Below are 22,961 nucleotides of genomic sequence, written 5' to 3' on the forward strand. Positions count from 1 at the left end.
CAGAACGTCGGCACGGAGAACGCCGGTGCCTGGTGCCAGGTCGGCCGCCGCGTCGGCGGCCTCCTCGGCTTCTGCCCTACGACGTGCAGACCTTGGTCAGTTCGCCGGCCGCGTCGGTGACCGGGCTGACGTCCGGCGTGTTGTCGCCGTTCTTGATGGCCGTACGGACGTTGCCCACGGCCTTGTTCAGATCGTCGACCGCCTTGTTGACGTCGGCGTTGTCGGTCTTGTCGCCGATCTTGTCGAGGTTCTTGTCGATGGCGGCGAGGGACGCGTCGAGCTGCGAGGGGTCGTTCGAGGCGTTCTCCACGGCCTGCTGGAGGTCGGTGACGCTGTCGGCGATGGAGTCGGCGGTCTGCACGCAGTCCAGGGCCTTGTTCACGGCGTCGCAGCCGGTGGTGAGGCCGGCGGTGAGCGCGGTGGCCACGGCGGCGGCGATGGTGGTGACGCCACGGCGTCGACGTCGGCTGGCGGCCATGGTGATGGGTCCCTCCCCTGGTACGGCTGACCGGGCGCACGGTGGTGGACCGTGCGCCCGTATCCGTAGGACGCCAGGAAGGGAGTGTGGGTTGCCCCCGTGTACGGATTGGCTTGGCCGTCCCTTTACTCGGCGGGGCGGCTGTTTACTCGCCTTCCTCGGCGGGGCGGCTGTTCACTCGCCGAGGGTGGCTTCCCGGGCCGCGCGCTGGATGACGGCCAGTTCGGTGCAGCCGGTGACGGCGAGGTCGAGCAGGGCGTTCAGTTCCTCGCGGGCGAAGGGCTCCGCCTCGGCGGTGCCCTGGACCTCGACGAAGCGGCCGTCGCCGGTGCAGACGACATTCATGTCGGTCTCGGCCCGCACGTCCTCCTCGTAGCAGAGGTCGAGGAGGGGCACTCCGCCGACGATGCCGACAGAGACCGCGCTCACGGTGCCGGTCAGCGGCTGGCGGCCTGCCTTGATCAGCTTCTTGCCCTGGGCCCATGCGACGGCGTCGGCGAGGGCGACGTAGGCGCCGGTGATGGCGGCGGTGCGGGTGCCGCCGTCGGCCTGGAGGACGTCGCAGTCGAGGACGATGGTGTTCTCGCCGAGCGCCTTGTAGTCGATGACGGCGCGCAGGGAGCGGCCGATGAGCCGGGAGATCTCGTGGGTACGGCCGCCGATCTTGCCCCTGACGGACTCGCGGTCGCCGCGGGTGTTGGTGGCGCGGGGCAGCATGGCGTACTCCGCGGTGACCCAGCCCTCACCGCTGCCCTTGCGCCAGCGCGGGACTCCTTCGGTGACGGAGGCGGTGCAGAACACCTTGGTGTCGCCGAAGGAGACGAGGACGGAGCCCTCGGCGTGCTTGCTCCAGCCGCGTTCGATGGTGACCGGGCGGAGCTGTTCGGGGGTGCGGCCGTCGATTCGAGACATGGCCACGAGCCTATCCGGAGTGACGCGAGGGGCTCCCCCCGCGGTGGGAAGAGCCCCTTACAGGTGAAACGCGGGGCCACGAGGCGGGGTGGCCCGGCGGGTTCACATCAGGTCTTCGATCTCCGCGGCGATGGGGTCGGCGTCGGTGCCGATGACGACCTGGATGGCGGTGCCCATCTTGACGACGCCGTGGGCGCCGGCGGCCTTCAGGGCGGCTTCGTCGACCAGCGAGGGGTCGGACACCTCGGTGCGCAGCCGGGTGATGCAGCCCTCGATCTCCTCGATGTTGTCGATGCCGCCGAGGCCGGCGACGATCTTCTCAGCCTTGCTGGCCATGTTCCTTCTCCCTGATCCGAACCGCTTTGTCGCAGTAACCCACAGTTGGCCCATCTTTGCGAGCGGTCATGCCGTACGTGACGAATCATGGCGATCACGACAGCGGAACCGTCCGCCAACTGGTCTACACCACAGGGGGGACGGTCGCCAAACGCCCGAGTCGAGCGCCCGGGAGGACGTCCATGAGCGCCGAGAGCGCAGGCAGCGCCGACACCTCGGCCGGTCCGGCCCGCGAGCGGTGGAACCGGCTGTTCCAGGGCCTGCAGAAGATGGGCCGCAGCCTGCAGCTGCCGATCGCGGTCCTGCCGGCGGCGGGCATCCTCAACCGGCTGGGGCAGCCGGACGTGTTCGGGGACCAGGGCCTGGGCTGGACGGACGTCTCCAAGGTGATGAAGGGAGCGGGCGGCGCCCTGCTCGACGGCTCGATCGGGCTCCCGCTGCTGTTCTGCGTGGGCGTCGCGATCGGCATGGCGCGGAAGGCGGACGGCTCGACGGCGCTCGCGGCGGTGGCGGGCTTCCTCGTCTACTACGGCGTGCTGCACCAGTTTCCCGAGCAGTGCCCGGGCGGCTCGAAGACGATCCCGGACGTCGGCTGCCAGGTCCAGGACGGATCGGTGACGACCTTCACCTTCCAGAATCCCGGGGTGTTCGGCGGCATCGTCCTGGGTCTGCTGTCCGCCTTCTTCTGGGCCCGCTTCCACCGCACCCGGCTGGTCGACTGGCTCGGCTTCTTCAACGGCCGGCGACTCGTGCCGATCATCATGGCGTTCGTCGCCATCGTCTTCGCCGCCGTGTGCCTGTGGATCTGGCCGCCGATCGGCAGCGCGCTGGAGAGCTTCAGCCACTGGTTGCGGGAGGCGGGGTCCTGGGGCGCGGGTGTCTTCGGCGTAGCCAACCGAGCGCTGCTCGTCGTCGGTCTGCACCAGTTCCTGAACGTGCCCATCTGGTTCCAGTTCGGCACCTACACGCCGCCGGGCGGCAGGCCCGTCCACGGCGACATCAACATGTTCCTGGCGGGCGACCCGAACGCGGGCCAGTTCACCTCGGGCTTCTTCCCGATCATGATGTTCGCGCTGCCGGCCGCCGCGCTGGCCATGACGCACTGCGCCAAGCCGCACCGGCGCAAGGAGATCGGCGGCCTGATGCTGTCGGTGGCGCTGACGTCGTTCGTGACCGGCATCACCGAGCCGATCGAGTACTCGTTCCTGTTCATCGCGCCGCTGCTGTACGTGGTGCACGCGCTGCTGACCGGGGTGTCGATGGCGGTGACCTGGGGGCTCGGGGTGCACGACGGCTTCAGCTTCTCGGCGGGGCTGATCGACTACGTCATCAACTGGAACCTGGCGACCAGGCCGTGGGCGATCATCCCGATCGGGCTGTGCTTCGCGGCCGTCTACTACGTCGTCTTCCGCTTCGCGATCACGGCTTTCGACCTGAGGACTCCGGGCCGGGAGCCGGAGGAGGACGTCGAGGACGTCACCAAGGTCTGACCCACCGTCGAGAAGGCCCTCGGACCGCCCGGTCCGGAGGCTTTCGCCGTGCCGCCGCGAGGCCCTTCCGCTTGCACTGCGCGTAACGCCGCGGTAGCGGATTCACGGGTTCCTTATACCGCCTTCATCGTGCTACAACAGGTCTACACCAGTGAGTGGTGTAGACCATAGACGCCGTCGTCCCCTTTCATGGTTCCCGGGCGGCGCCTTGCCCTCCCCCAGCCCGCGGCCGGGGGTACCCCCAGGAGGAACTTGTGACCACGGCCAGCGCCGCTCCCGCGGCGGAGAAGAAGAAGGGCGCCGGGGTGATGGCTGTGCTGCAGCGCATCGGCCGCAGCCTGATGCTGCCGGTTGCGGTACTGCCGGCCGCCGCCCTCCTGGTGCGCCTGGGCAACGCCGACATGCTCGGCGACCCCGGTTACCCCGCCTTCCTCACCAAGATCGCCTCCTTCATGGCGGCCGGCGGCAACGCGATCCTCGACAACATGGCGCTGCTGTTCGCCGTGGGTATCGCGATCGGCTTCGCGAAGAAGTCGGACGGCTCCACCGCGCTCGCCGCGGTCGTCGGCTACCTGGTCTTCAAGAACGTGCTCGGCACCTTCACCGACAAGAACCTGCCCAAGGTGGCGACAGCCGTCGACGGCAAGGTCGTCATGATGGACGCCCCCGCGGACGCCAAGGTCCTCGGCGGCGTGGTGATGGGCCTCGCCGTAGCCCTCATCTACCAGCGGTTCTACCGCACCAAGCTGCCGGACTGGGCGGGCTTCTTCGGCGGCCGCCGGCTGGTGCCGATCCTGTCGGCCCTCGCCGGCCTGGTCCTCGGCATCGTCTTCGGCTACATCTGGCCGGTCCTGGGCTCCGGGCTGCACAACTTCGGTGAGTGGCTGGTGGGTTCGGGTGCCGTCGGCGCCGGCATCTTCGGTGTCGCCAACCGCGCGCTGATCCCGATCGGCATGCACCACCTGCTCAACTCCTTCCCCTGGCTGCAGGCCGGCGACTACCACGGCAAGAGCGGTGACATCGCGCGCTTCCTGGCCGGCGACCCGACCGCGGGCCAGTTCATGACCGGCTTCTTCCCGATCATGATGTTCGGCCTCCCGGCCGCCTGCCTCGCCATCGTGCACTGCGCCCGCCCGGAGCGCCGCAAGGTCGTCGGCGGCATGATGTTCTCGCTCGCGCTGACCTCCTTCGTCACCGGCGTCACCGAGCCGATCGAGTTCACCTTCATGTTCATCGCGCCGGTCCTGTACGCGATCCACGCGGTCCTCACCGGTATCTCCATGGCGCTGACCTGGTCGCTGGGCATGCGGGACGGCTTCGGGTTCTCGGCCGGCGTGATCGACTGGGGTCTGAACCTGGGCATCGCCGGCAACCCGTGGGGCCTGCTGCTGGTGGGGCTGTGCTTCGGCGTCGTCTATTACGTCGTCTTCCGCTTCGCCATCATCAGGTTCAACCTGCCCACGCCGGGCCGCGAGTCCGACGAGGAACTGGCGGAACTGCAGAAGGCCGAGGCCAAGTAGAGCCTTCCGAACAACTCGCCCGAGTACCGCATTCCCCGGCCGTGTCGCGGCCGGGGAATTCGGCGTGCCCGCGAACGGAATTCCACGAAAAAAGTCCCCGAGGAAGACGGAATCCGTCCCGGGCGCGCCCGGCTACCGGACCGAGCGGACCGTGGACTCCTGGAGCCTGCTGTGGGAGCCGGCCCTCCGGCTCGGGGACGCCGACGCCGTGCGGACCTACACGGACCTGCTGATGGAGGCGGGACGTGCCGTCGAGGGCACGTATTACCGCACACTCATGGAATCCAGCCGGCTCCTCGGCCGGCTCTCCGTGCTCGTCGACCGGATCGACTCCGTCGAGGCGGCCGAGGAACCGTCGAACCGTCATCTCATGGCGCGCCTGTTCGCTCTGCAGTCGACGCCGGCCCTGGCCGGCGGCCGCTACGAGGCCGTCCTGCCCGCCTACCGGAAAGCGGTCGCCCGGGGCGCCGGCCGGAGTGTGACGGAGGACTTCAGGATGCTCACCCGGGTGCTGGCCGAGGTGGAGGACGTCGCCGGCCGAGCCCCGGCCGCCCGGAGGGACCCGGGAACCGCTTCGGTTCCGGGCCCTTCGCACATGGCGGACAGGCCCTAGATCTCGTACGACGTTCTCGGAGCGGCCAGCTCCACCGGCCCGTCGAACACCTCGCGTGCGTCCGCCAGGTTGACCTGGGGGTCGGTCCACGGGGGGATGTGGGTGAGGACGAGGAGGCGGGCGCCCGCCCGGGCTGCCGTCTCGCCGGCCTCGCGGCCGTTGAGGTGCAGGTCGGGGATGCTCTCCTTGCCGTGCGTGAACGCCGCCTCGCACAGGAACAGGTCGGCGTCCCGGGCCAGCTCGTCCAGCGCCTGGCTGACGCCCGTGTCGCCGGAGTACGTCAGGGACTTCCCGCCGTGCTCGATGCGGATGGCGTACGCCTCCACGGGGTGGCGGACCCGTTCGGTGTGCACCGTGAACGGGCCGATGTCGAACGTGGACGGCTTGACCGTGTGGAAGTCGAAGACCTCACTCATCGAGGAGGCGGAGGGGGTGTCGGCGTACGCCGTGGTCAGCCGGTGTTCGGTGCCCTCGGGACCGTAGACCGGGAGCGGGGCGCAGCGGCCGCCGTCGTGGCGGTAGTAGCGCGCGACGAAGTACCCGAGCATGTCGATGCAGTGATCGGCGTGCAGATGACTCAGGAAGATCGCGTCGATGTCGTAGAGACCGCAGTGGCGCTGCAGCTCGCCGAGGGCGCCGTTGCCCATGTCGAGGAGCAGCCGGAAGCCGTCGGCCTCGACGAGGTAGCTCGAGCAGGCCGATTCCGCAGACGGGAACGACCCCGAGCAGCCGACGACGGTGAGCTTCATGAAGCAGAAACCTCCGTTGGCGGGAACCGGTGGCGGGGAGCGGAGAGGGGTCGGAAAAGGGGGTTCGGGAAGGGAGCAGACAGGGGCCGTGCGGCTTGTCGAGCGTAAGGCGCGAAAGGGCGGGTCGCTCCTCCGCCAGGGGCCGTTGTGGGCGAACTCACCTGTGCTGTCACCGGTTCGGCTGGACCGGGGGCGCATGAAGCATGCGGGAGGGCGCGCGCTGCTGGGCGCGCGCCGGTAACGTCGTGCGTATGGACACGTCCTGGTGGCTGGCGCTCGCGGCGGTGGTGCTGCTCGCGCTGGTCGCCACGCTCGTCGACGGCTGGGGTCGCGGCCACCGGGCCGGCCGGCGGCTGCGGCCGCCCGGGCGCCCGGGGGGACGGGCCAGGACCCTGACGGCACGTCCGCACCCGGGGGACATCTGGTGGGCGCACGTCCCCTACGAGGACCGCCCGGAGACCAAGGACCGGCCCTGCCTGGTGCTGGCCGTGCGCGGCAACCGGGCCACGGTGGCGAAGATCACCAGCAAGTACCACGACGAGCGCGCCGGGGTGATCCCGCTGCCGCCCGGTTCGGTCGGCGACGCCCACGGCCGGCCCAGCTTCCTGCAGACCGACGAGCTGCGCGAGGTACCGGTGTGGGACTTCCGCCGCCGGGTGGGCGTGGTCGACCCGGTCCTGTGGGACCAGGTACGGCACCTCGCCGGTTAGGTGCCTCCTGGAGCGCGCCTAGGGCACCTTTACGGTGACCGTCCACTCCTGGATGCCCTGGCAGGAGACCTGGCCGGGGGCCGTGGGTTCGGCGCACAGGGGGCGGGAGGACGTCAGTTTCGTGGTTCCGGACGCCACCGCCCGGTAGGCCGCCGTGGCGTCGCCGGGCTGGATGACGAAGCCGGAGTTGATCGCCTTCAGGGCGGTGCCGCTCGCCTGGACCGGCTTCCAGGGGCGGGCCCTGGTGCCGTCCAGGGTGAGCCGCAGCTCGCCGCCCTTGACCAGGCAGACGGTGCGGCCGTTGTCGGCGGCGGTCAGTTCCGCGTGGGTGACGCACCGGCCGTCGGACGACGGGGCGGATGCCGACGGGGACACCTTGCCGCTGCCGCCCCCTTTGTCCCCGCCGTTCTGGGGGCCGCAGGCCGCGAGGAGCAGCGCTGCCGCCGCGATGGCGACGGGTGTCGTACGGCGCATGGGGGACCGCCTTTCTGCCGTGGCCGGCCGACCGGCCCCTAGGTGCAGATGTGACGTACCACCGGCGCGGACGGATCCCACCTGGACGAATCCCTCAACGGATGGATCCCGCACGGGCGGATCCCGCACGCGGACAGGCGTTTCCGCGTGCGGGACCGGATGCCGTACGGCTCAGCTGGTCGTCAGGGCGGTGTCGTCCACGACGAAGCTGGTCTGGAGGGAGGAGTCCTCCACTGCGCTGAACTTCAGGGTGACCGTCTGACCGGCGAACGAGGACAGGTCGAAGGTCTTCTGCGCGTACCCGGAGGCGGCGTTGACGTTCGAGTACGTCGCCAGGGTGGTCGAACCGGCGGTCACGGTCAGCTTGTCGTACGCGGTGCTGCCGGACTCGGCGGTGTAGATGTGCAGGTAGAAGGTGAAGCCGGCCTTGCAGCCGGACGGGATGGTCACCGACTGGGACAGCGTGTCGGTGTGCGAGGAGCCGTATCCGTCGAGCCAGGCCTTGTAGGAGCCACCGTGCGCGGCCTCACCGGAGTCGTTGGTGATGACACCGCTGGTCGCGGTCCAGGTGGTGTTGCCCGACTCGAAGCCGGGGTTGCCGAGCAGCTGGGCCGAGGTGCAGGTGCCGCCGGAGGAGCCGACCGTCCAGGTGAAGGAGGTCGAGCCCGAGGCGCCGGTGGAGTCGCTCGCGGTGACCGTGACCTGGTAGGTGCCCGCGGTGGACGCCGTACCGGTGATCAGGCCGGTGGAGCTGTTGATGGACAGCCCGGCCGGCAGGCCGCTCGCGCTGTAGGTGAGGGTCGCGCCCGCGCTGTCGGTGGCCTTGATCTGCAGGCTGACCGAGCCGCCGGTGGTGGTGGACTGGCTGCCGGGGTTGGTGACGGTCACCGTGTTGCCGCTGCTGGTGCCGGCCGTGAAGGCGGTGGTGCCGTTGGGGGTGCCCCAGCCGGTCGGGCCGTCGTAGCCGGTGCGCGCGGTGCAGAAGTACGAGGTGGAGCAGGAGCCGTTGCTGCCGCTGGTCACGTCGTACAGGTTGCCGGTGTGGGAGTACGGGTACTTCGCCGGGTAGTCGCCGGCGCTCGGGGTGCCCGCGAGGGCGTAGACGCCGGCGATGATCGGCGCGGAGGCGCTGGTGCCGCCGTAGACCGCCCAGCCGGAGCCGCCGTAGGTGTCGTAGACCGCCACACCGGTGGCCGGGTCGGCGACCGCGGAGACGTCGGCCTCCATGCGCTTGGAGCAGCTGGTGTCGGTCTGCCAGCTCGGCTTGGGGTCGTACGCCGAGCAGCCGGAGCCGGTGCCCTCGGTGGAGCTGGTGTGCCACACCGACTCGCTCCAGCCGCGGGAGGTGGAGGAGGTGGTGAGCGCGGTGCCGCCGACGGCGGTCACGTACTGGGAGGTCGCCGGGTACTCGGCGCCGTAGCCGGAGTCGCCCGCGGAGACGGTGATCGCGACCCCCGGGTGCTTGAAGTAGGAGGTGTCCTCGCCGGTCTGGGAGGAGGACTCGGAGCCGCCCCAGCTGTTGGAGACGAACTTGGCGCCGAGCGAGACGGCCTCGTTCTCGGCGATGCCGAGGTCGGTGTCGTTCGCGGAGTTGGCCTCGACCAGGATGATGTTGCAGTTCGGGCAGACCGCGCTGACCATGTCGAGGTCCAGCGCCTCCTCGCCGGCCCAGCCGGTGTCGTTGGAGGGCAGCGAGGTGGTCGAACCGGTCTGGCTGACCTGCTTGAAGCAGCCGTTGGCCTTGGTGCAGGCGGACAGGCCGTAGGTGGAGCGGTAAGTGGCCAGGTCCGACTCGGCGTTGGGGTCGTTGTAGGCGTCGACCACGGCGACCGTCAGGCCGCTGCCGCCGGTGGTGGGCAGGTTGTAGGCGCTGTGCAGGTTGGCCGGGGAGAGGCCGGAGGGTGCGGCGGCGGCGAGCGCCGAGGCGAGCCGCTGCTTGATGTCGGTGCGGCGCTGGGCGAAGCAGGACGCGTGCCCGGGCTTGGCGGTGGCGCAGAGATGGGCCGTGGGGACCTTCTGGCCGGCCTTGCCGGTGGAGTGGAAGATCTGCCGCTGGGGGGCGGTCAGGGCCTTGGCGTTCTGGGCGGCCCGGGAGGTGTGGTGCGCGGGAGCGGGGACGGTGGCCTGTGCCCCGGACGTCGGTGCCGCGGCGAGTCCGGCGACGGTCAGGGCGAGGGCGGGGAGGGCGACGGACAGGAGTCTTCGCAGGCTCCGTCTCCGCCTGCTCGGGCGTGACTCACGCATGGGGTACTGCCTCCATGGGGAAGTGGGGTTTCTCGCACTGGTTGGGCAGGCCCGTGACGCGCGTAGCGGCGGCAGAACCGCGCAGTCATGAGCATGACACCAAGAATGTCGGATGAGCGTGACATGGCAGGTGCGGGAGGACCGTAGCCCTGGCCCAAGGGTGACCGGCAGTACCGGAGGGAATTCTTTGCCCCTCCATAGGATGCGGTTGGCCCCCTCATAGGAGGGGGCTGGCGCGGGCTTGAAATGCGGCCTGGAAGACGCTGCCGGCTAGGCCCAGAGCTGACCTTGCAGCGTCTCGATGGCCTCCTCGGTGGTGGCCGCCGTGTAGACGCCGGTGGAGAGGTACTTCCAGCCGCCGTCGGCCACGATGAAGACGATGTCCGCGCTCTCGCCCGCCTTGACGGCCTTCTTGCCGATGCCGATCGCCGCGTGCAGGGCGGCGCCGGTGGAGACGCCCGCGAAGATCCCCTCCTGCTGGAGGAGTTCACGGGTGCGGGTGACCGCGTCGGCGGAGCCGACCGAGAAGCGGGTGGTGAGGACGGAGGCGTCGTACAGCTCCGGTACGAAGCCCTCGTCGAGGTTGCGCAGGCCGTACACCAGGTCGTCGTAGCGCGGTTCGGCGGCGACGATCTTGACGTCCGGCTTGTGCTCGCGCAGGTAGCGGCCGACGCCCATGAGGGTGCCGGTGGTGCCGAGGCCCGCGACGAAGTGGGTGACGGAGGGGAGGTCCGTGAGGATCTCCGGGCCGGTCGTCGCGTAGTGGGCGCCCGCGTTGTCCGGGTTGCCGTACTGGTAGAGCATCACCCAGTCGGGGTGTTCGGTGGCCAGCTCCTTGGCCACGCGTACGGCGGTGTTGGAGCCGCCCGCGGCCGGCGAGGAGATGATCTCGGCACCCCACATGCCGAGCAGGTCCCGGCGCTCCTGCGAGGTGTTCTCCGGCATCACGCACACCATGCGGTAGCCCTTGAGCTTGGCGGCCATCGCGAGGGAGATACCGGTGTTGCCGGAGGTGGGTTCGAGGATCGTGCAGCCCGGGGTCAGACGGCCGTCCTTCTCCGCCTGCTCGATCATGTGCAGGGCCGGGCGGTCCTTGACCGAGCCGGTCGGGTTGCGGTCCTCCAGCTTGGCCCAGATCCGGACCTCGGCGGACGGCGACAGCCGCGGCAGGCGCACCAGAGGGGTGTTGCCCACCGCGGCCAGCGGGGAGTCGTAGCGCATCGCTGCTCAGCGACCGATCAGACCATGCCGCCGGCCACGGCCGGCAGGATCGTCACGGTGTCGCCGTCGGACAGCTTGGTGTTGATGCCGTCGACGAAGCGGACGTCCTCGTCGTTCAGGTACACGTTGACGAAGCGGCGCAGCTGGCCGTTGTCCACGATGCGCGCCTGGATGCCCACGTGCCGGGTCTCGAGGTCGGCGAACAGCTCGGCGAGGGTGTCCCCGGCGCCTTCGACCGCCTTTTGGCCGTCGGTGTAGGTGCGAAGGATGGTGGGGATGCGGACCTCGATGGCCATGGTTGCGGGCTCCTGTCGGAAAGGGTTCGTCGATTCGGTGTGCGCGCGCCCGGGGTCCCCCAGGCATTCGGCACGGGGGAGCGCCCCGGCAGCGGCCGTACGGCGGCGGGTAACGTCAACAGATGGCGCTGTTCAGCCTGCACAGGTCGACGTGCAGCCGCGCCACGAGCAGGATGCCCGGCGTCTTCTCGCTCACGTCGTTCAGAACCATGGGCTCATCGTATCGATTCCCGGTCCGGCTCCTGGAATGTGATCCCACATGACGGACGGATCTCGACCAAGGGCTGAGATCAGTACGCGTCCACGACCTTGACCTCCTCCTCGGTGATCTCGCCCTCGAGGATCCGGAAGGAGCGGAACTGGAACTCGCCGAGGCCGTCGGCGTCCGCGGTGGAGACCAGGACGTAGTGGGCACCGGGCTCGTTGGCGTAGCCGATGTCGGTGCGGGACGGGTAGGCCTCGGTCGCGGTGTGGGAGTGGTAGATGATCACCGGCTCCTCGTCGCGGTCGTCCATCTCGCGGTAGAGCTTGAGCAGGTCCTGCGAGTCGAACTCGTAGAAGGTGGGCGAGCGGGCCGCGTTCAGCATGGGGATGAAGCGCTCGGGGCGGCCGGCGCCCACCGGGCCGGCGACCACGCCGCACGCCTCGTCGGGGTGGTCCTCGCGCGCGTGGGCGACGATCTGGTCGTACAGGGCCTGGGTGATGGTCAGCATGGGGGTCAGGATAAGCAGAGGGGCCGCCCCGTACCGAAGTGTGGTACGAGACGGCCCACCTGATGGACGTCCTGAGCGGCGGCCGCCGGGGGCGCCACGAGTACTCACGGCGGCCGGACGTCCTGGGAGAGGCCTTCCGGTGGTCAGCCCACCTTCTCCAGCTCCGGCTCGCGGCGGTCGGCGATCTCCGGCGTACGGGCCTTCAGGACCAGCCAGCCGATGCCGAGCGCGACCGCCCAGACCGCCATCACGTAGAGGCAGACGCGGGAGTCGGCGTCGTACGCGATGAGGCCGGTGACGAAGAGCAGGAAGGCGATGGCGATGTACGAGCACACCGCGCCGCCCGGCGCCGGGAAGGAGGAGGCGGGCAGCCGGCCCGCGTTCACCGCGCGGCGGTACAGGACGTGGCTGACCAGGATCATCAGCCAGGTCCAGATGCCGGCCGCGGTGGCGACGGAGGTGACGTAGCCGAACGCCTTCTCCGGGACGACGTAGTTCAGGACCACGCCGATGCCCATGCACAGCACCGAGACGGTGATGCCGAGCGCCGGGGTCTTGGTGGCGGAGAGCCGGGAGAAGACCCGCGGGGCCTCCCCGTTGTCGGCCAGGGTGCGCAGCATGCGGCCGGTGGAGTACATGCCGGAGTTGCACGACGACAGGGCCGCGGTGAGCACCACGAAGTTGACGATGCCCGCGCCGGCCGGGATGCCGATCATGGCGAACGCCTTCACGAACGGGCTGACACCCGCCGCGAACTGGGTCCACTTGACCACGCACAGGATGACGGTGAGTGCGCCGACGTAGAAGAGCGCGATACGCCAGGGAAGGGTGTTGATCGCCTTCGGGAGGGTCTTCTCCGGGTTCTCGGACTCGCCCGCGGTGACGCCCACCAGCTCCACGGCGAGGTAGGCGAACATCACGCCCTGCAGGGTCATCAGGGAAGAGCCGATGCCCTTGGGGAAGAAGCCGTCGAACTGCCACAGGTTCGACACCGAGGCGGTGTCACCGGCGGCACTGAAGCCGAAGGTGAGCACGCCGAGACCGATCACGATCATGCCGATCAGGGCGGTGACCTTGACCATGGAGAACCAGAACTCGATCTCGCCGAACAGCTTCACCGAGATCAGGTTGGCCACGAACAGGACCACCAGGAAGACCAGGGCCGTCACCCACTGCGGGATGTGCGGGAACCAGTAGTTGACGTAGATGGCGGCGGCCGTCAGTTCGGCCATGCCGGTCACCACCCACATCAGCCAGTACGTCCAGCCGGTGAAGTAGCCGAAGAACGGGCCGAGGAACTCGCGGGAGTACTCCGCGAAGGACCCCGAGACCGGGCGGTAGAGCAGCAGTTCGCCGAGGGCCCGCATGATGAAGAAGATGATCACGCCCGCGAGGGCGTACATGAGGATCAGGCTGGGACCGGCCTTGGCGATGTTCGCCCCGGCTCCCAGGAACAGGCCGACGCCGACGGCGCCGCCGATCGCGATCATCTGGACCTGACGGCTGCCGAGCCCGCGCTCGTACCCCTCCTCAGGGGCTTCGGTGACCTTCTCAGAGGTCATGTGTGGTGCGCCTTTCTCCATGCCGACCCGGGCCTTTCGTCGGCCTCGGATCGGGTTTCGATCCCCCCGGATTGATGGAGCTGGGCGGGGTTTCGCGAACCCGCCCGTGCCTGGCCGGCGGTCGCCGGCTCGGTGGCGCACCCGGCCGAACATGGGTGGTGTTCGCCGGGCGGTCGTGAAGATTTATCACGGCCGCAATATTGATCACAGGAAGGCTCTGTGGCGCACACCACAGGGAAAAGTGGACAAAGAACGCCCGAACGCGGCAAACCAGGCCGCAACGGTGACGGGATCGTTATCCGGATTTGAGCGTCCTCTGAGCGAACATGAAAACCGGACACGTTACGACATAAGGGTGCTCACGAGCGTCTCCTGGAGGCCGCCGAGCCACAGATACGCCAGCACCATCGGCTTGCGCGGGTCCTCGTCCGGGAGCCGGTAGAGCAGATCGGTGTCGTCCTCGTCGGTGATCTCCAGCCGGGCACCGATCGCCAGGCGCAGGTCGTTGAGGGCGCCGAGCCAGCGCCTGGACTCCTCCGGGGAGAGCTTGAGGATCGCCCCGCCCTCGTCCACCGGGGCCAGCGCGTCCAGGGTGCGGATCACCGCGAGGGCGTTGTCCCGCTTGCCGGCCCTGAGGTCGTTCTCGGTGTAGCGCCGGAACTCGGCGGAGTGCGCCCGCCGCTCCTCGGCCTCGGCCGAGTTGCCGGGCGCCTGCTCCGGGTCGCTGTACGCGTCCGGGAAGAGCCTTCTGAGGACCGGGTCGTCGGGCGGCTCACTGGGGCCCTCGGCGAACAGCTCGGCCAGCGGGTCGTCGGGGGCGTCCCCGCCGGGGCCGGGCCCGATGAGTTCCAGGAGCTGGACGGCCAGCGACCGGATGATGGAGATCTCGACGTCGTCGAGCGCGACGGCCGCGCCGCCACCGGGGATTGGTTCGAAGTGTCCGGGCATCTGACGGGTTCGCTACTTCCGGTCCTGCTGGAGGGTGGCCCACAGACCGTAGCCGTGCATCGCCTGCACGTCGCGTTCCATCTCCTCGCGGCTTCCGCTGGAGACGACCGCCCGGCCCTGGTGGTGGACGTCGAGCATGAGCTTGGTGGCCTTGTCCTTGGTGTAGCCGAAGTACGACTGGAAGACGTACGTCACGTAGCTCATGAGGTTGACCGGGTCGTTGTGGACGATCGTGACCCAGGGGACGTCGGGCTCGGGTACGGCGAAGACCTCCTCCGCCGACTCGGTGCGTTCGATCTCTACGGGCGCGGGTGACGTCACACAGCCCATGCTGCCACGCGATCTATAAATCGTCACACTGACGAAATGGGGGTACGATTGCCTGCCAGGCTGCCCCACCGGGGGACAACCCCCGGACCCCCGGCCGATTCTGGGGTGCCCGGGCAGTCGCGAGCTAGGGGAGGTTGTGGTGGACGTGGCGGACCTTGGGCTGCCGGTGGACGTTCCCTCGACGGCGCTCTTCACGGACCAGTACGAACTGACGATGCTGCAGGCCGCTCTGAAGGGCGGCACGGCCGAGCGGCGCAGCGTGTTCGAGGTCTTCACCCGGCGGCTGCCGGAAGGGCGCCGCTACGGCGTGGTGGCGGGCACCGGACGCGTCCTGGACGCGGTCGAGAACTTCCGCTTCGACGAGAGCGTCCTCGCATTCCTGCGCGAGCGCGGGATCGTCGACGAGGAGACCCTGAAGTGGCTCGCCGACTACCGCTTCAGCGGTGACATCTGGGGCTATCCGGAGGGCGAGGTGTACTTCCCCGGCTCGCCGATCATGCGGGTCGAGGGCACGTTCGCCGAGTGCGTGCTGCTGGAGACCGTGATCCTCTCCATCCTCAACCACGACTCGGCGATCGCGGCCGCCGCCTCGCGCATGGCCTCCGCCGCCGGCGACCGGCCGCTGATCGAGATGGGTGCCCGCCGCACCCACGAGCTGGCCGCCGTGGCTGCCGCGCGGGCCGCCTATGTCGGCGGCTTCGCGACCACCTCCGACCTCGCGGCCGGCTTCCGATACGGCATCCCGACCGTCGGCACCTCCGCGCACGCCTTCACCCTGCTGCACGACCAGGAGCGGGACGCCTTCCAGGCGCAGGTGGCCGCCCTCGGCCGGGGCACGACCCTCCTGGTGGACACCTACGACGTCGCCGAGGCCGTCCGTACCGCGGTGGAGGTGGCCGGGCCCGAGCTGGGCGCGGTCCGCATCGACTCGGGGGATCTGCTGCTGGTCGCGCACCGGGTGCGGCAGCAGCTGGACGAGCTGGGGGCGACCGGAACGAAGATCGTCGTGACCTCGGACCTGGACGAGTACGCCATCGCCTCCCTCGCGGCGGCGCCCGTGGACGCGTACGGCGTCGGCACCCAGCTGGTGACCGGTTCCGGGCACCCGACCTGCTCGATGGTCTACAAGCTGGTCGCCCGGGCCGAGTCCGCCGACGCGAAGGCGCCACTGGTGCCGGTCGCGAAGAAGTCCAGCGGGGGCAAGACCTCCATCGGCGGGCGCAAGTGGGCGGCGCGGCGGCTGGACGGGGAGGGCGTGGCCGAGGCGGAGGTCGTGGGGACCGGTGAGGTGCCCGACGAGCTGGCCGACCGGCAGCTGCTGGCGCAGTTGTTCAAGGACGGCGAGGTGGTGGCACGCGAGCCGCTCGACGTGCCCCGCGAGCGGCACATCGCCGCGCGGGCCAATCTGCCGCTGTCCGCGACCCAGCTCTCCCGAGGGGAACCAGTCCTTCCGACGGAGTACGTCCAGGGTCGCTCGGGTAGCTAAAGCGCGTCCGCCGTCCGCCCCCCGCCGACGCCCCCTCCCGCAGGGGCTCCAAAGTCTCTAGGCTCAGTTACTTAACCCACAGTCGAAGGACACCCACCATGCGCCGCGCCTTGATCGTCGTAGACGTGCAGAACGACTTCTGCGAGGGGGGCAGCCTCGCGGTGGCCGGTGGTGCCGACGTGGCTGCCGCCATCACCGAGCTGATCGGCCAGGCGGCGGGCACCGGATACCGCCACGTGGTCGCCACCCGCGACCACCACATCGCCCCGGGCGGGCACTTCGCGGACAACCCCGACTTCGTCCGCTCCTGGCCCGCGCACTGTGTCGCGGGCACGGAGGGGGTGGGCTTCCACCCGAACTTCGCCCCGGCCGTCGCGTCCGGATCGGTGGACGCGGTGTTCGACAAGGGGGCGTACTCGGCGGCGTACAGCGGCTTCGAGGGCACCGACGAGAACGGGGCCCTGCTGGCCGAGTGGCTCCGCGCCCGCCACATCGACGAGGTCGACGTGGTCGGTATAGCCACGGACCACTGCGTACGCGCCACCGCGCTGGACGCGGTCCGGGAGGGCTTCCGGACGCAGGTCCTGCTGGACCTGACCGCTGGGGTCGCCCCGGAGACGACGGAACGCGCCTTGGAGGAGCTGCGGGCGGCCGGGGTGGAGCTCACGGGCAAACCGGTGGTCAGCGGCTAGCAGCGGCTAGCAGCGGCTAGGAAGCCGGCGACAGGAGCTTGCCGGGAATGCGCCGGCAGGCCGACGGCGCCGAGCCGGGCGGCCGGCCCGGGGGCGCGGGGAACCGCGCGACGAGCCACCACGCACCCGCGGCCGCCCGCCCGCCCGCCCCGGCCACATCGGAGCCGCGATCGCCCGGCCGGCGGAGCCACCCTCAGCCCTGCACCACTGCCGACCTGCGCAGCAGGGCGCGGATGGGATGCCACAGCTCGGTCACGATGACACCGCTGTCCGCGGCCGTGCGCCATATCAGCCCGTCGGGGTGGTGCAGGACCGCCGTGATCTCGTCCGGTGTCGGAGGAGCCGCGTTGCCCCGCAGGTAGACCGCGCGCAGGCCCAGGTTGCGGAGCCTGGTCAGGGCTCGGGCACGGTTCTGGGCGTGCACCAGTACCCGCACCCCGCTCGAGCCGCCGGCAGGGCTGGGGCTGGGCAGGTTCAGGGCCACCACCACCATGCCGTTCGGCAGCTTGCAGAAACCTCCTGCGGCCATGCGGTCACATCCCCGTTTCGGTCGGTGTCAATAAGCGAGCCATAGGACGCACCTAAACACGATCGGCGGCAACCCGCCAGGGGGTCACCGCCGATACGCTTCTGACCTGCGGAAATATCCGCTACTTCACCGCGGGGCCGACTTCGAGCTCGATCGTCGAGCCGCCCTTGGCCTGCTTGATGATCTTGATCTTGGTGTTGGTGTCAGTGATCTTGACGCCACCGGCCGGGTTCGACGGGTCGTAGTAGGTGCTGGTGTGGTCGTTGAAGACCGGCACCCCCTTCTGCGACTTGATCTTGGTCCCCTTGTCCGCCTTGTGCAGCGTGAAGCCGTCCGTGGCGTCCAGGCCGAACGGCGAGTCGTAGGCCTGGATGCGGTTGCGCAGCAGCGTGCCGTCGGACCACTTCAGCGCCTTCCAGTGCGCGTCGACGGGCAGGATCAGGCCGGTGCCCGGGTGGTCGTGGGCGTTGGTGTTGTTGTCCGCCTGGGAGGTGTCCCACTTCCAGATCAACAGGCCGTTCTGGTACGGGTAGTGCTCCACCCAGCTCGGACGGCTGGAGAAGCCGAAGTTGTACGGGCCGACCTTCAGGGTCTTGTCGTACGACACGTACTGGCGGTTCTCCGCCAGGTAGTACTGCTTGTAGTCCTTGGTGAAGGACGCGCCGATGCGGGAGAAGCCGTTCGCGGTCCAAGCGGCGTCCGCGCTCTCGGCGTTGTCGGAGAAGAGCGCCGTACCGTCCGCCGTCACCGTGATCTCGTCGGCCGCGAAGCCCTTCTGGGCCACGCCGCTGTCCGTGAGGTAGCGGAAGCGGAGGTCGATCTTCTTGCCCGCGTAGGCGTCGAGCGAGTACGACAGCTTCTTGTAGCCGTCGACGGTGCCGGTCAGCGCCGGGTTGCCGCTGCCGTCACGCGGGATGGCCTGGCCGTCCACCGTGCCGTCGACTGCGGTCCAGTTGGCACCGCCGTCGGTCGACACCTCGGTGTACAGGTAGTCGTAGTTGGCCTCGATGTCGTAGTAGCCGTCGAGGGTGAGCGTGGCCGACGACTTGCCCGTCAGGTCGACGGACCGGGTCAGCGTGTTCTTGAGGCTGTTGCCGCTGCCGCTCCACCACTGGGTCGCGCCCTGCGCCGGGGTGACGATCTCGGTCTTGACGGCCTTGTCCGGCAGCGAGACGACCAGCGCCTGACGGTACTTGGTGTTGTACTCGGCGAGGCCCAGCTTGTGCCAGGAGGAGATGCCGGCCTTGGCGCTGTCGTAGTTCAGCCAGCCCAGCTGCAGCTTGTCCCAGGCGTTCATGTCGCCGGGCAGGTCGCCGATGGCCTCCTTGCCGGTGCCCAGCCAGGAGCCGGAGGACATCAGCGTCCAGAAGCCGGTGGAGTTGTCGCCGCCGTTGGTGTCGTACTCGTCCGGCAGACCGAGGTCGTGGCCGTACTCGTGGGCGAAGACACCGAGGCCGCCGTTCTCCGGCTGGATGGTGTAGTCGCCGACCCAGACACCGGTGTCGCCGACCTGCGCGCCGCCCAGCTTGTTGTTCGCGGGGCCGGTGGCACCGGCGTCGGTGCCGAAGGCGTACCAGCGGTGGGCCCAGATCGCGTCGGTGCCCTGGGCGCCGCCGCCCGCGGACTCGTCCTCACCGGCGTGCACGATCTGGAAGTGGTCGACGTAGCCGTCGGGCTCGTTGAAGTTGCCGTCGCCGTCGTAGTCGTAGCGGTCCCACTGGTCGTACTTGGCCAGGTCCGCCTTGATGTCGGCGTCGGACTTGCCGGCCGCCTTCTGCTGGGCCACCCAGGCGTTCAGGCCGTCGCCGACGACGTTCCACACGCTGGGGCAGTTGGTGGAACCGCAGGCGTTGTTGCCGTACCGGGCCTCGTTGTAGGGGACCTTGACCCAGTCCGTGACCTCGCCGGCGACCGAGTAGCGGCCCGAGGACTGCTTCTCGTAGTACTTCTTCAGCGACTCGGTCTTCTTGCCGGTGCCGAAGTAGAGGTCCTGGTAGTGCTTCTGGTTGTAATCCTTCTGCCAGGCCGTCGAGTTGTCCTTCTTGCGGTCCGGCGCGGCGATCTTGTTGTGCAGCGGGCCCGCCGTGCCACCGAACTTGGGGTCCGTCTGGTCCCCGAACTCCACCAGGATGGTGAAGATCTTGTCGGTCTTCTCGCGGCTCAGCTCGACGTACTTGCTGTCGCCCTTCCTGCTCTTGAGCTGGACGACCTTCGAGCCGTTGCGCTCCGTGGCCTTGACCTTGCCCGATATCAGCTGGTTCAGGGCCTCCTGACGCTGGGCCTTCCGGGTCTTGCTCAGCGGCCCGTCGAGGTCGTGCGCCCGCTGCTTCACCGGGGCCGGGTCGTGCCGGTTCGCGGCGGCCGACGGGGCGGTGCTGCTCGCCTCGGCGACGGCGAAGGTCGCGAACGTGGCGGAGGCCGCCGTGAGCGCCACACCGATCGCTGCGGCTCTGAACATCCAGGGTCTACTGGTCACTTGATGAGTTCCTCCCCCGCGCCGCGCGCACGGACAAGGGGTCCTGGTCTTGGATGGATCCGCGCGCGCACGATCAACGCGTGTAATCAAGTGACGACATTTGACTAGAGGTTTAGAAGAAAAGACAGACCTTGACTTGAGCAGGACAAGTGCACTATGCGGAACCGACGTTCGCTTTACGAACGTCCTCGCGTCGGCCGACGGGCGCGTGAGCCCGTCCACTTGCCGGACTCCATGACTCCGTGCGCCCCCTGTGCTCCGGCACCGTGGGTTAGGTCACGCTTACCAAGCGTCCGGTTCGGGCATGCACGCGAATAGAGTCAAATGGCACCCCCCGACAACCAGCTTCCGAGGACACGATTGCCATGCCTCGTCCGACTGCCGCACAGCTCGCCTACGGTTCGTGCACCGTAATCTTCTCGACGCTCGCCATGCTGCTGCTGTCCCAGACGAGTTCGGGCCTCGGGGTCGCCGTCATCGCCCTCGCGGCGCTCGCCCTGGGGCTACTGGTGGCCATGACGGTTCCCCTGCCCGGGCCGCGCACGGTCGAAGCGGCGGCCGAGGGCGCGCCCGAGAAGGAGCGCGTACCTACGGCGCTCTGACCGACGCAGACGAGAGCGGCGGTTGCGTGACTGTCACGGAACCGCCGCTCTCGTATGGGTGGCCCTCACATCTCAACGCGTGCTGACCACCACCGTTTTGGCCGCCTTGTCGTGCAAACCCTGTTTGTACGGCTTGTCGAAGAAGCTGCAACCCCCGCAGATCGCCGTCCAGATGCAGGCGCAGCAGAAGGCGAACGGCAGCCACAGCACCAGGGCACGGATCAGCGAGGTCTGGGTGGAGGGGGTGGTGCCGTTGTCCAGGTTGGCCACCCGCAAGTGGAGCCACTTCTTGCCGAGGGTCTGCCCCGTCCTGGCGATCAGGAAGGTGTCGTAGGCGACGTAGAGGACGGCGGCGATGATGGCCTGCCCGATGGACCGGGCCACGTCCATCCCGTTGCCGTTGCCGTTGACGTTGACGTTGTACCCGCGGACGCCGAAGACCAGGGTGAGCAGCCAGACGACGATGCCGACGAGGATCATGTCGATGATCCGCGCGAGGGTCCGCTTGCCGCTGTCGGCGAGCGGGGGCATGCCGGCGAGGGGGTCGGCGGGATACCCCGGGCCGCCGGCACCGTACGGGCCACCGCCGTAGGGCGGGGGCTGGCCTCCGTAGGGCGGGTGTTGCCAGCCGCCCGGTGGGGGTGGCTGTTCGCCGCCGGGCGGCGGGGGCTGACCGCCGGGGGGTGGGGGCTGCTGGTCGCCGTGCGGCGTGTCGTACGGCGAGCCCGACCCCTGGTCCGACGGGGGCCGCTTCTTGAACGGGTCGTCCTCGGGGGGCTGCTCTCCGGAGCCGGGGGGCGGTTCGCTGCTCATGGCCCGAGTGCACCGCGAACTCCCCGGCTCCGCATCCGGCGGGCGGCCGTACGGGGTACGGGCCCGTGTCGTCAGTCCGCGACGAAGGTGTGGGCCGCCTTGTCGTGCCAGCACTGGCGCCAGGGCCGGTCGAACACGCACCACAGCACACCGACGACGCCGATGCCGAGCAGGCCGGGGACGCTGTAGACCAGCCAGCGGCGCAGGGCCGCGCCGAACGTCGGGGGCTCGTGGCCCTCGATGTCCCGGACTTCCAGACCGCACAGCTTCTTGCCCAGGGTGCGGCCCCACTTGGCGGTGGGCAGCACCTCGTACAGGACGCCGAAGACGAGGAGGACGGCGAGGACGATGCCGAGAGAGGTGCCGGTCGTGCCGTCGAGCAGCCAGACGGTGACGGTACGGCCGGACAGCTTGGCCTCGTCGATCTTCTGCTGGACGTGGTCGACCGCCCGGGCGCCGAGCGGGACCGCCGCGGCGGCGGTGACGGCGCCGAGGACCAGGTTGTCGATCAGGCGGGCGGCGAACCGCCTGCCGAGGCCGGCCGGGCGGGCCGCTGCCTGCCGGCGGGCGGCCGCCTGGAACAGGTCCTCCACCGGCGGCTTCCACGGCGCCACCGGCTGCTCGTCCGCACCCCCCGCCAGCCGGTGCACCTGCTGGGCCCAGGAGGTCTGACCGCCGCCGGAGCCCGCGGTCAGGGGGGTGGCCGGGGCAGCGGCCTGCTGGGCGCCACCCTGCTGCGGTCCCGTCTGCTGCGGCACCGAGGGGGCCACGGCCGACGGGGAGGACTGGGGTGGCTGCGCCGAGCCGGCGGCCCGGGCCGCGGCCGCCTTCCCGGCCCCGAAGCCGGAGCCCGCGGCCGGACCGGACTGACCCGAGGGCGCCCCGGCCGGACCCTGCACCCCGGGGCCGGCCGCCCCGGGGCCGCCGGCGCCACCCAGCCCGGCCTGCGGGACGCCGACCGGACCCTGAGCCCCGAAGCCACCGGAGCCGCCCGCGGTCCCCGCCGAACCGGAAGGCCCTGCTGCCGGCCAGGAGCCGTGCGCGCCGAAGCCGGGCGTGCCGGGGGTCCCGGCGTCGCCGCCCGGCTTGCCCTGCCCCGGCACCGGACGGAACGTCATCGCGCCGTCGTCCCTGACGGCCGCGGGGCCCGGTACCGGGCGGCGGAAGATGAACGTGCCGCCGGGGTCGGGGCTGCCGTCCTCGGCGGGCGGGGTCGGCGCCGCGCCGTCGGCGCGGGAGGCGTGGCCGGCCGGCGGGGACGGGGTGTCCGCGGAAATCCTCGGGTCGACGCCGAAGCCGGGCTGCCGGGGCTGCGCCTCGCCGTCGGCGCCCCAGCCGGACGCCCGTTCCGGTCCGGAGGGAGCCGGCTGTGGGTCCTCGTCGAAGAAGTGCGGGCCCGTCTCCTCGACGGCCGGCGCCGCCGGGCGGGCGCCGGGCGGCGGGGTGAGCGGTTCGCCGTCCGTCGGCGCCGGCCGGCTGGTGCCCGGCACCCAGGAGGCGCCGTTCCAGTACCGGACGTAGCCGGGGATGGACGGGTCCGGGTAGTAGCCCTCGCGGGGCCTGTCGTCACCGGGGGCCGGGGTTGGGGCGCTCATGTCCGTCGTCCCGTATCTGCTCGGAGGTGGGATGGGGGCCTCCACATCTATCAGACCTGGGCATGCCACACCGCCAGTCCCGCCGGACCCACCCCTTTCCGGGCAACGCCGTACACGGATCCGTCACCCGGGGCCGAAGATTGTCCCGGACCCGCGTCATGGCCGCGCCCCT

24 protein-coding genes are annotated in these 22,961 nt (G+C 70.0%); 7 read left to right on the plus strand and 17 right to left on the minus strand.

The window, feature by feature from the left end; translation table 11 throughout:
• Window positions 1–76: 76 nt before the first annotated feature.
• The 3 genes from ACFZDC_RS16640 to ACFZDC_RS16650 all read right to left on the minus strand — a co-directional run bounded on the left by ACFZDC_RS16640 (window position 77) and on the right by ACFZDC_RS16650 (window position 1,726).
• Window positions 77–478, minus strand: a complete 402-nt coding sequence (locus ACFZDC_RS16640; protein ID WP_391324361.1) for a hypothetical protein — start codon at window positions 476–478, stop codon at window positions 77–79.
• 174 nt (window positions 479–652) lie between these two features.
• Window positions 653–1,390 (minus strand): ribonuclease PH, encoded by a 738-nt coding sequence (rph, locus tag ACFZDC_RS16645; RefSeq protein WP_391324363.1) that lies wholly within the window; start codon window positions 1,388–1,390, stop codon window positions 653–655.
• A 102-nt stretch (window positions 1,391–1,492) separates the two neighbouring features.
• The gene (locus tag ACFZDC_RS16650) at window positions 1,493–1,726 is read right to left on the minus strand and encodes a glucose PTS transporter subunit EIIB (RefSeq protein WP_147999538.1); all 234 of its coding nucleotides are present in this window, start codon (window positions 1,724–1,726) and stop codon (window positions 1,493–1,495) included.
• A gap of 182 nt (window positions 1,727–1,908) precedes the next feature.
• Between ACFZDC_RS16650 and ACFZDC_RS16655 the strand changes: the two genes are divergently transcribed.
• From ACFZDC_RS16655 to ACFZDC_RS16665, 3 genes are all read left to right on the plus strand, one after another.
• Window positions 1,909–3,216, plus strand: coding sequence for a PTS transporter subunit EIIC (locus ACFZDC_RS16655; protein WP_391324364.1), 1,308 nt, complete (start codon window positions 1,909–1,911; stop codon window positions 3,214–3,216).
• A gap of 254 nt (window positions 3,217–3,470) precedes the next feature.
• Window positions 3,471–4,736 (plus strand): PTS transporter subunit EIIC, encoded by a 1,266-nt coding sequence (locus tag ACFZDC_RS16660; protein ID WP_391324366.1) that lies wholly within the window; start codon window positions 3,471–3,473, stop codon window positions 4,734–4,736.
• A 64-nt stretch (window positions 4,737–4,800) separates the two neighbouring features.
• Entirely contained in the window at window positions 4,801–5,349 is a 549-nt protein-coding gene (locus tag ACFZDC_RS16665) for a hypothetical protein (RefSeq protein ID WP_391324368.1), read from the plus strand.
• Here the strand turns inward: ACFZDC_RS16665 and ACFZDC_RS16670 are convergent.
• Entirely contained in the window at window positions 5,346–6,098 is a 753-nt protein-coding gene (locus ACFZDC_RS16670) for an MBL fold metallo-hydrolase (protein ID WP_391324370.1), read from the minus strand. The genes ACFZDC_RS16665 and ACFZDC_RS16670 overlap by 4 nt on opposite strands.
• Before the next feature lie 251 nt (window positions 6,099–6,349).
• On the opposite strand from ACFZDC_RS16670, the gene ACFZDC_RS16675 reads away from it, so the two are divergent.
• Complete coding sequence (locus ACFZDC_RS16675) at window positions 6,350–6,808, plus strand: type II toxin-antitoxin system PemK/MazF family toxin (RefSeq protein ID WP_391324372.1); 459 nt, start codon at window positions 6,350–6,352, stop codon at window positions 6,806–6,808.
• Window positions 6,809–6,826: 18 nt separating this feature from the next.
• Here the strand turns inward: ACFZDC_RS16675 and ACFZDC_RS16680 are convergent, their stop codons facing one another.
• From ACFZDC_RS16680 to clpS, 9 genes are all read right to left on the minus strand, one after another.
• A complete protein-coding gene (locus tag ACFZDC_RS16680) occupies window positions 6,827–7,282 on the minus strand; it encodes a hypothetical protein (protein WP_391324374.1) in 456 nt (151 codons plus the stop codon).
• A gap of 171 nt (window positions 7,283–7,453) precedes the next feature.
• Window positions 7,454–9,526, minus strand: a complete 2,073-nt coding sequence (locus ACFZDC_RS16685; protein ID WP_391324376.1) for a putative Ig domain-containing protein — start codon at window positions 9,524–9,526, stop codon at window positions 7,454–7,456.
• 270 nt (window positions 9,527–9,796) lie between these two features.
• Entirely contained in the window at window positions 9,797–10,747 is a 951-nt protein-coding gene (locus ACFZDC_RS16690) for a cysteine synthase (RefSeq protein ID WP_391324377.1), read from the minus strand.
• A gap of 17 nt (window positions 10,748–10,764) precedes the next feature.
• On the minus strand, window positions 10,765–11,043 hold the full coding sequence (locus ACFZDC_RS16695) for a MoaD/ThiS family protein (RefSeq protein ID WP_391324379.1): 279 nt from the start codon (window positions 11,041–11,043) through the stop codon (window positions 10,765–10,767).
• A 115-nt stretch (window positions 11,044–11,158) separates the two neighbouring features.
• The gene (locus ACFZDC_RS16700; protein ID WP_020940333.1) at window positions 11,159–11,254 is read right to left on the minus strand and encodes a putative leader peptide; all 96 of its coding nucleotides are present in this window, start codon (window positions 11,252–11,254) and stop codon (window positions 11,159–11,161) included.
• 79 nt (window positions 11,255–11,333) lie between these two features.
• Window positions 11,334–11,756, minus strand: a complete 423-nt coding sequence (locus ACFZDC_RS16705; protein WP_391324381.1) for a Mov34/MPN/PAD-1 family protein — start codon at window positions 11,754–11,756, stop codon at window positions 11,334–11,336.
• 143 nt (window positions 11,757–11,899) lie between these two features.
• A complete protein-coding gene (locus ACFZDC_RS16710) occupies window positions 11,900–13,318 on the minus strand; it encodes an amino acid permease (protein ID WP_391324383.1) in 1,419 nt (472 codons plus the stop codon).
• Window positions 13,319–13,660: 342 nt separating this feature from the next.
• Window positions 13,661–14,266, minus strand: a complete 606-nt coding sequence (locus tag ACFZDC_RS16715) for a DUF2017 family protein (RefSeq protein WP_391324385.1) — start codon at window positions 14,264–14,266, stop codon at window positions 13,661–13,663.
• 12 nt (window positions 14,267–14,278) lie between these two features.
• Complete coding sequence (gene clpS, locus ACFZDC_RS16720) at window positions 14,279–14,596, minus strand: ATP-dependent Clp protease adapter ClpS (RefSeq protein ID WP_391324386.1); 318 nt, start codon at window positions 14,594–14,596, stop codon at window positions 14,279–14,281.
• A 139-nt stretch (window positions 14,597–14,735) separates the two neighbouring features.
• Between clpS and ACFZDC_RS16725 the strand changes: the two genes are divergently transcribed.
• Together ACFZDC_RS16725 and ACFZDC_RS16730 are read left to right on the plus strand one after the other, a co-directional pair.
• A complete protein-coding gene (locus ACFZDC_RS16725; RefSeq protein ID WP_391324388.1) occupies window positions 14,736–16,082 on the plus strand; it encodes a nicotinate phosphoribosyltransferase in 1,347 nt (448 codons plus the stop codon).
• Window positions 16,083–16,180: 98 nt separating this feature from the next.
• Window positions 16,181–16,774, plus strand: coding sequence for an isochorismatase family protein (locus ACFZDC_RS16730; protein WP_391324390.1), 594 nt, complete (start codon window positions 16,181–16,183; stop codon window positions 16,772–16,774).
• Window positions 16,775–16,967: 193 nt separating this feature from the next.
• Here the strand turns inward: ACFZDC_RS16730 and ACFZDC_RS16735 are convergent, their stop codons facing one another.
• Complete coding sequence (locus ACFZDC_RS16735; RefSeq protein ID WP_391324391.1) at window positions 16,968–17,303, minus strand: hypothetical protein; 336 nt, start codon at window positions 17,301–17,303, stop codon at window positions 16,968–16,970.
• Window positions 17,304–17,424: 121 nt separating this feature from the next.
• Window positions 17,425–19,779: an immune inhibitor A domain-containing protein gene (locus ACFZDC_RS16740; protein WP_391324393.1), complete on the minus strand. Its 2,355-nt coding sequence runs from the start codon at window positions 19,777–19,779 to the stop codon at window positions 17,425–17,427.
• 365 nt (window positions 19,780–20,144) lie between these two features.
• On the opposite strand from ACFZDC_RS16740, the gene ACFZDC_RS16745 reads away from it, so the two are divergent.
• The gene (locus ACFZDC_RS16745) at window positions 20,145–20,381 is read left to right on the plus strand and encodes a hypothetical protein (protein WP_391324395.1); all 237 of its coding nucleotides are present in this window, start codon (window positions 20,145–20,147) and stop codon (window positions 20,379–20,381) included.
• A 72-nt stretch (window positions 20,382–20,453) separates the two neighbouring features.
• Here ACFZDC_RS16745 and ACFZDC_RS16750 read toward each other — a convergent pair whose 3' ends face one another.
• Both ACFZDC_RS16750 and ACFZDC_RS16755 read right to left on the minus strand, forming a co-directional pair.
• Window positions 20,454–21,194, minus strand: coding sequence for an RDD family protein (locus ACFZDC_RS16750; protein WP_391324397.1), 741 nt, complete (start codon window positions 21,192–21,194; stop codon window positions 20,454–20,456).
• 71 nt (window positions 21,195–21,265) lie between these two features.
• A complete protein-coding gene (locus ACFZDC_RS16755; protein WP_391324399.1) occupies window positions 21,266–22,789 on the minus strand; it encodes an RDD family protein in 1,524 nt (507 codons plus the stop codon).
• Between the last annotated feature and the right edge of the window lie 172 nt (window positions 22,790–22,961).

Origin of the sequence: Streptomyces sp. NPDC007905 (genome assembly GCF_042959345.1) — a bacterium.
GTDB lineage: Bacteria > Actinomycetota > Actinomycetes > Streptomycetales > Streptomycetaceae > Streptomyces.